The following is a 7,389-nucleotide window of genomic DNA, read 5'->3' as shown; positions in this document are numbered from 1 at the left end:
TCCGCCGCTAACTTCACCCGAAGGTGAAATCCGCTCGACTTGCATGTATTAGGCACGCCGCCAGCGTTCGTCCTGAGCCAGGATCAAACTCTCCATTAAAGTTGGCCACAAGGACCGTTTAACGCAAGCTTGTCTTAAGCTCAAAAGTAATGCTAGCAAGAATTTGCATTCTCTATTTTAACACTCACTCGTTGTTCAGTTTTCAAAGGGCAATCGTTGACAAAGCCACGTCATTGCTGACATTCTTCTTTGTCGATTTATGTCACCATGTTTAGCGGCGACTTTTATAAGATAACACATTCGCCTATTACAATGCAAGTATTATTTTCAAATCAACCCTATCGATTTATTCGATTTAATACCTGCGTCAGAAACGACAAAAAGTAATATACCAAATCACAATGAGAAAAGCAACTGAAATGTTTTTTCTTTCCGTTGGAAACAAAAAATAGCGCATCTACTCCCATAGGGAAGATACGCTATATCATGTCACCTGTCCAATTGCTTTATTCGCCCTGACGCTCACGCATGGAAGGAAATAATAGTACATCGCGAATGGATGGAGCGTTCGTCAATAGCATAACCAAACGATCTATACCGATTCCTAACCCACCTGTAGGCGGCATACCGTATTCCAAAGCACGGATGAAATCTTCATCCATTTCATGTGCTTCATCATTACCCTGCTCACGCTCCACAAGCTGCGCTTCAAAACGTTCCCGCTGGTCAATAGGATCATTCAGCTCAGTGAATGCATTGGCATGCTCACGCGCAACAATAAACAGTTCAAAACGATCCGTAAACCGCGGATCCTGTTCGTTCTTTTTGGCCAATGGCGAAATCGCTACAGGATGCCCATATACAAAGGTAGGTTGAATTAAGGTTTCTTCAACAAACGCCTCAAAGAACTGATTGACGATATGACCAAATGTCATCATTGGCTCTACATGGACTTTATGCTCTTTGGCCAATTGATGCGCTTCTTCATCCGTCATCTGCTTGCTGAAGTCAACACCCGTCACTTCTTTAATTGCATCGACCATAGAAACCCGTCTCCAATTTGGAGTAAGGTCCACTTCATGCTCTTGATATTGAACTTTGGTTGTTCCAAGCACTTCCTGCGCTATATGTGCAATCATTTCTTCGGTTAGCTTCATGATATCCAAATAATCTGCGTAAGCTTCGTACAGTTCTATCATCGTAAACTCAGGATTATGTCGAGTCGAAGTCCCCTCGTTACGGTATACGCGTCCGATTTCATACACTTTTTCCATACCGCCCACAATTAGACGCTTCAAATGCAGCTCAATGGCGATCCGCATATACAGCTGCTTGTCCAATGCATTATGATGCGTTATAAAAGGACGAGCCGAAGCTCCCCCAGCAATGGAATGCAAAGTTGGAGTTTCCACTTCCAAATAGCCGCGGGTATCCAAATAACGGCGCATCGATTGAATAATTTTGGAACGCTGAATGAAAGCAGCCTGAACTTCCTGATTCATAATAAGGTCTACATATCTTTGGCGGTAGCGAAGCTCTACGTCCTTCAAGCCATGGTATTTATCCGGCAGAGGAAGCAAAGATTTGGATAGCACCTCAATGTTAAGCGCCTTTACTGAAAGTTCCCCTGTTTTAGTTTTGAATATGGTGCCTTTAATGCCGATAATATCCCCAATATCCAGTATGTCAAAGGCTTGATATTTGGCTGATCCCACTGCATCTTCCCGCACATAGATCTGAATTTTTCCGGTAATGTCCTGAATATGCGTGAAGCCCGCTTTACCCATACTCCGCTTTTGCATAATTCGCCCAGCGACACTAACCTCCGCGCCGATTGCATCCAAATCTTCTTTACTTTGCTCATCATAGGCTTTAAATAGCTCTCCCGCATGATGAGTTAATTCAAATTTCTGTCCGAATGGATCGATTCCCAAGCCGCGAAGCTCGTCCAATTTGTTACGACGGATCTGCAACAGCTCGTTAAGTTCCTGTTGTTCTACAGTCATGGTTCCCACTCCTTTTCTGGCTTTTTAGCATGTTTTATAGTATTAACCTGGCTTCGCTCTTCAACTAAGGATAACCGGTCCCAACGCCTTTGAAGGTGCGATCTCTTTTGTCAGGGCTGAAGTCAGCAAATTATAAAAACCAACTGTCTGATCAACTAAAAAAGCTTCCATAGGAAGCTTCTATCGACAGTTATTAGCGGAAAATGGCAAGCATCCACTTACTTCTTAATATCGATAATTTCGTACTGAATGGTACCTGCGGGTACGTTAACGTCCACTACTGCGCCTTTTACTTTACCCAAAATCGCTTTGCCTACTGGACTTTCATTCGAAATTTTATTGTGCAGCGGATCAGATTCCGCAGTTCCTACAATGTTATATTCAACGACATCGCCAAATTCCAAATCCTTCAACGTAACTATAGCCCCTACGCTAACAGTATCGGTGCTGACATCATCATTGTTGATGATTCGGGCGTTGCGCAGCAATTTTTCAAGAGTCATAACTCTACCCTCAATAAATGCCTGCTCGTTCTTAGCATCCTCATACTCGGAATTTTCACTAATATCGCCATAACCGATCGCTACTTTAATTCTTTCGGCAACCTCACGGCGCTTCACGCTTTTAAGATGTTCCAATTCTTCCTCAAGCTTTTTTAAACCTTCCTGAGTCAGGATGACTTCTTTTTCACTCATTACAAACGATCTCCTGTCATGTGAAAGATTTTCATATTTCGAGCAGATACATCGACACTATGAATTCACTAATAATTAATATATTAACGAACGAAATCCTGATGACTGATCCGTCTTCGGAAATGACTATTGACTGATTATATTGCAAGCCCATACAAATGTCAATCTAAGCCAAATGCATACAACTTCATGGCAATCAGTGTATTAAGGTTGATGCTTCAGGCGCCTCTTCTACAGCCTTTCCGTCCATGGAAGCTACAAAATCCTCTAATACCTGCGCCATCGCGTCCCGCTTCGTTTGCTCCATAATAATATCCTTCACACGTGCCGAGCCGGTCAATCCTTTCAAATACCAGGCCAGATGCTTGCGCATTTCCTTCACAGCTACATTCTCACCCTTAAGAGCTACCAAACGGTCCATATGCAAAAGAGCAATACGAATTTTTTCCTGTCCGGTCGGTTCCGGAGGGAGCTCTCCTTTGGTCAAATACTGGACGGTCCGATACAGCATCCAAGGATTCCCCAGCGCAGCACGACCGATCATTACACCGTCTACACCTGTGTGGTCAAGCATTCGTTTAGCATCCTCTGGAGTAAGCACATCACCATTGCCAATGACAGGAATCGACACAGCTTCCTTAACATCTTTAATAATGTCCCAATTGGCATGACCTGTATACATCTGTACACGAGTTCTACCATGAACGGATACCGCTGAGCCTCCGCCGTTCTCGACGGCTTTGGCATTCTCAACGGCATATACATGCTCGTCATCCCAGCCAATTCTCATCTTAACGGTAACCGGCTTGTTTACCGATTTTACAACGGTTGTGATCATTTGTTCGATTCTCGATGGGTCCAGAAGCCACCGCGCACCTGCATCACATTTTGTGATTTTCGGTACGGGACAGCCCATATTAATATCTATGATATCAGCATTCGTATGCTGATCGACATATTTAGCAGCTTCGACAAGCGTATCCGTATCTCCACCAAAAATTTGCAGACTCAGAGGTTTTTCACGATCATCAACGAACAGCATATCTATAGTACGATGATTGCCGTGAACTATCGCTTTATCGCTTACCATCTCCGCACATACAAGCCCTGTACCGAATTCCTTGGCAATTAAACGAAAAGCAGGGTTGCACACGCCTGCCATAGGAGCAAGCACTACTTTATTCGGTGCTTCAACATTCCCTATTTTCAACATCATTTTCACTCCTTTCTATTTTTATTTGGCTACAGGCAATAATTCTTCAGGCTCAATCCCCAATACCTCGGAAATTTTACGAATTATTTTTTGATCCGGTTTGCGCGTTCCCCTCTCAATAGCTCCCAAGATAGCAATAGATACATCGAGTTGATCAGCCAGTTCATTTTGTGTGAAGCCTTTTAACTTGCGGAAAGCGCGGATGCGCTGAGCGATTATATTTTTTTCCATAGTGTAACGCCTTCCTTTCCTTCCAGCCCCTCTAATTGTGTCGTCAAACTGGCAGCCTGCTGCGGACTGCGCATCTGCATAACCTCGACCAAAGGTACGAGAACAAATGCTCTTTCCATCATCCGTGGATGAGGAAGAATGAGCTGCGGATCATCCTGCCTAACTTCATCAAACAGCAGCATATCTAAATCAATGGTCCTCGGTCCCCATCTCAATTCCCTGGTACGGCCAAGATTTTGTTCAATCAGAAGCATAATCGTAAAAAGCTCTTCTGCCGTGAGCGACGTCTCCAGCTCCAGCACCATATTAAGAAAAGGGGCTTGGTCTGTAACACCCACTGGCTCCGTTTCATAAATACCGGATCGGCCGGATACTTCGATATTATCGTAAGCATCCAACTGCCGGATAGCCTCTGTTAGATAATGCTCCCGATCTCCCATATTAGATCCTAACGCAATATATGCGTAAATTAATGGCTTAGAGCCCATGAAGTTTATGCCCGCTTTCTGTGAATTTCAACCTTTACTCCATCAAAAAACATCGCTACAGGAGGATGCGGCTTGAGGACGCGTACGGTAATTTCATTTATACTAGTATAAGTTTGCAGGAGCTCAGATGCAATACGTTCTGCCAAAGCCTCGATCAGCTTAAACACCTCTTGCTCCACAATGGTCTTAATAATTCCATAGGCTTCTGCGTAATTAACCGTATCATCAATACAATCGCTTGAGCCGGGCTTGTCCAAGGGCAAATGCAGTTCCACATCCACTTGATAACGTTGGCCCAATTTATTTTCCTCTGGAAAAACTCCATGATAGCCGAAAAACTGCATACCCGTCATAACAATTTTATCCATGTTGTTTCGTTAGCCCCCTCAAAGAACATTTCACAACTTGATTATCGATAAATTCCACGGCTTTAAAATGCCAGCCTTTGTCCCACGATAGCATCAGTCATTACGGCCACCCGCTTCATTGCTGACACATCGTGAACACGCATAATTCGACACCCTTGTACAATTCCCATAGTTACCGTTGCAGCCGTGCCCATAATAACGTCATTAGATGGAAGCTGTAGCGCCTTCTGAATCATGCTTTTCCGCGAGGTTCCAAGCAGAACAGGATAACCTAAATCTACAATTCGGTGAAGTTCATTCATGAGTTTAAGATTTTGCTCATAGGATTTGGCGAAACCGATTCCCGGGTCGAGTATGATCTGCTCATCCTTAACCCCTGCTGCATGAGCTAATCTGATGCATTCGCGCAAATCCTCGATAACATCATGGATGAAGTTATCATATACCGCCTCAATACGATTATGCATCAGCACAATAGGGCAGCCATAGTCAGCAGCAATGCCAGCCATGTCAGTATCCTTTTTCAGCCCCCATATATCATTGAGAATATGGGCCCCTGCTTCAAGCGCCTGCCGCGCAACTTCCGCTTTATAGGTATCTATGGACAGCGGCACTTGAAGTCCTGCCTCACGTATGGCCTTAACGACGGGAATGACTCGCTCCAATTCCTGCTCAAGTGTCACGGTCTGGAAGCCGGGACGAGTTGACTCCCCTCCGATATCAATAATATCTGCTCCTGCCGCGATCATTTGTTTCGCTTGCTCTACTGCAGCCGACAACTCAGTATACCGGCCCCCATCCGAAAAAGAGTCTGGGGTGACATTCAAAATTCCCATAATCAGCGTACGGCCCGCAACATCCAGCGAGAGATCACCGCAGCTCAACGGGTTAACTTCACGTTTCATCAATATATTTACCCTCCTTGTGCCAAAAGCAGCGTATGCCGTTCATAAAGCCGCATCAGCTCGGTCGTCCATTCGCCTGCATTTCCATTACCTACAATAACCTTCTGCCCTTCTACATTAAATAACGAGGTAATAGGGACAATCTCCTGAATGGAATTGGTGATAAGCACCTCATCCGCTTCTAACAAATCGCTCCAAGTGTAAAAACCTTCCTCTAATCTCATTCCCGCTTCTGCCGCTAGACGCATGAGGAAGGCCCTTGTAATACCCGGCAATATGCCGGTTTCTAAAGAAGGCGTAAATAGCCGCCCTTTGTTGACGAAGAATAGATTACTGACAATTCCCTCGGCCAAATTACCTTTAGCATCCGCAAACAGCCCTTCGGCATTGGATGCCCAGGGGTAGTTCAAAAGCTCGCGTTTCGCTAAAATATTGTTCATGTAATGAAGCGACTTCAAGCGTTCTGCGCCTTCTGGTGTATTTCTGACTAGCCTCAGAAGCTGGAGTGGTTTGCCAAACCGGTACAATTGTTCATTCCTCGCCGGAAGGTCCTTAATATATACAATTACTGAAGGCTCAGCATAGTCCCCCCCTGGAAGTCCAAGCAAGTCCCGCCCAGCCGTAACCGTAAAGCGTATATACGCATCCCCCAGTTGATTGACCTCCAGCAGCTCCTGAACAATTCGCTGCCACTGCTCTGCTGATGGCTTATAAGAGATCCCCAGCTGGTCACAACCTGCTTTCAAACGATTCAGATGCTCCTGAAGTAAAAAAGGATGCCCGCCATAGGTCCGAAATGTTTCGAACAAACCAATACCGTAAAGAAAACCGTGATCATATACAGAGACCACGGCCTTCTCTTCATCTATTAGAGTCCCATTCACATATATCTTCACGCTTGCTTCACAGTCGTTTCGTTCAAGAAATTGCGCAATATTTGCAATCCGTGATCGGTAATGATTGATTCCGGGTGAAATTGAACACCCTCGATCGGATATTCCTTATGACGAAGCCCCATAATTTCACCTTCTGCCGTTTCCGCACTAATTTCCAAGCAGTCTGGCAGCGTTTCGCGTTTTACAATTAATGAGTGGTACCTTGTTGCTGTAAAAGGTGAAGGAAGACCTTTGAATAAAGTTTTGCCATCGTTAATAATAGGTGAAGTTTTGCCGTGCATAAGCCGCTCCGCCCGTACAACCTCGCCTCCAAATACTTGTCCAATAGATTGATGTCCTAAGCACACACCAAAGATTGGAATCTTACCTTTAAAGTGATCAATCAGCGCCAGGCTGACTCCTGCTTCATTAGGCGTGCAAGGTCCGGGAGAAATCAGAATATGATCCGGGTTCAATGCTTCAATTCCGGCCAAATCGATTTCATCATTACGGCGGACCTCTACCTGCTCACCCAGCTCACCTAAATATTGCACCAAATTATACGTAAACGAATCGTAGTTATCTATAACGAGAATCATGTCCATCCG

9 protein-coding genes and 1 rRNA gene are annotated in these 7,389 nt (G+C 44.8%); all 10 read right to left on the bottom strand.

Annotated features, from left to right (window positions below; all coding sequences use genetic code 11):
- Positions 1-99, bottom strand: a 16S ribosomal RNA gene (locus ACFQ0C_RS09710); the annotation flags it as partial.
- Between the two features lie 407 nt (positions 100-506).
- Positions 507-2,006 carry a lysine--tRNA ligase gene (gene lysS / locus ACFQ0C_RS09705; RefSeq protein WP_379366226.1) on the bottom strand — a complete coding sequence of 500 codons (1,500 nt, stop codon included), beginning with the start codon at positions 2,004-2,006 and terminating at the stop codon, positions 507-509.
- A 218-nt stretch (positions 2,007-2,224) separates the two neighbouring features.
- A complete protein-coding gene (gene greA / locus ACFQ0C_RS09700) occupies positions 2,225-2,701 on the bottom strand; it encodes a transcription elongation factor GreA (protein ID WP_258217669.1) in 477 nt (158 codons plus the stop codon).
- 196 nt (positions 2,702-2,897) lie between these two features.
- Positions 2,898-3,914: a tRNA dihydrouridine synthase DusB gene (dusB, locus tag ACFQ0C_RS09695; RefSeq protein WP_379366231.1), complete on the bottom strand. Its 1,017-nt coding sequence runs from the start codon at positions 3,912-3,914 to the stop codon at positions 2,898-2,900.
- Between the two features lie 21 nt (positions 3,915-3,935).
- Positions 3,936-4,145, bottom strand: coding sequence for a helix-turn-helix domain-containing protein (locus ACFQ0C_RS09690; protein ID WP_258217668.1), 210 nt, complete (start codon positions 4,143-4,145; stop codon positions 3,936-3,938).
- The gene (gene folK / locus ACFQ0C_RS09685) at positions 4,130-4,633 is read right to left on the bottom strand and encodes a 2-amino-4-hydroxy-6-hydroxymethyldihydropteridine diphosphokinase (RefSeq protein ID WP_379366223.1); all 504 of its coding nucleotides are present in this window, start codon (positions 4,631-4,633) and stop codon (positions 4,130-4,132) included. Before folK ends, ACFQ0C_RS09690 begins: the two co-directional genes overlap by 16 nt.
- Positions 4,634-4,638: 5 nt before the next feature.
- A complete protein-coding gene (gene folB / locus ACFQ0C_RS09680; protein WP_379366221.1) occupies positions 4,639-5,001 on the bottom strand; it encodes a dihydroneopterin aldolase in 363 nt (120 codons plus the stop codon).
- Positions 5,002-5,063: 62 nt separating this feature from the next.
- Positions 5,064-5,906 carry a dihydropteroate synthase gene (folP, locus tag ACFQ0C_RS09675; RefSeq protein WP_379366229.1) on the bottom strand — a complete coding sequence of 281 codons (843 nt, stop codon included), beginning with the start codon at positions 5,904-5,906 and terminating at the stop codon, positions 5,064-5,066.
- 8 nt (positions 5,907-5,914) lie between these two features.
- A complete protein-coding gene (gene pabC, locus ACFQ0C_RS09670) occupies positions 5,915-6,802 on the bottom strand; it encodes an aminodeoxychorismate lyase (RefSeq protein WP_379366219.1) in 888 nt (295 codons plus the stop codon).
- Positions 6,799-7,380: an aminodeoxychorismate/anthranilate synthase component II gene (gene pabA / locus ACFQ0C_RS09665; RefSeq protein ID WP_258217664.1), complete on the bottom strand. Its 582-nt coding sequence runs from the start codon at positions 7,378-7,380 to the stop codon at positions 6,799-6,801. The genes pabC and pabA overlap by 4 nt, the downstream gene beginning before the upstream one ends.
- Between the last annotated feature and the right edge of the window lie 9 nt (positions 7,381-7,389).

Origin of the sequence: Paenibacillus sp. GCM10027630, assembly GCF_042676305.1 — a bacterium.
Lineage (GTDB): Bacteria > Bacillota > Bacilli > Paenibacillales > NBRC-103111 > Paenibacillus_S.
The sequence above is the reverse complement of the archived record's forward strand: the minus strand, read 5'-3'. Positions and strand labels throughout refer to the sequence as shown.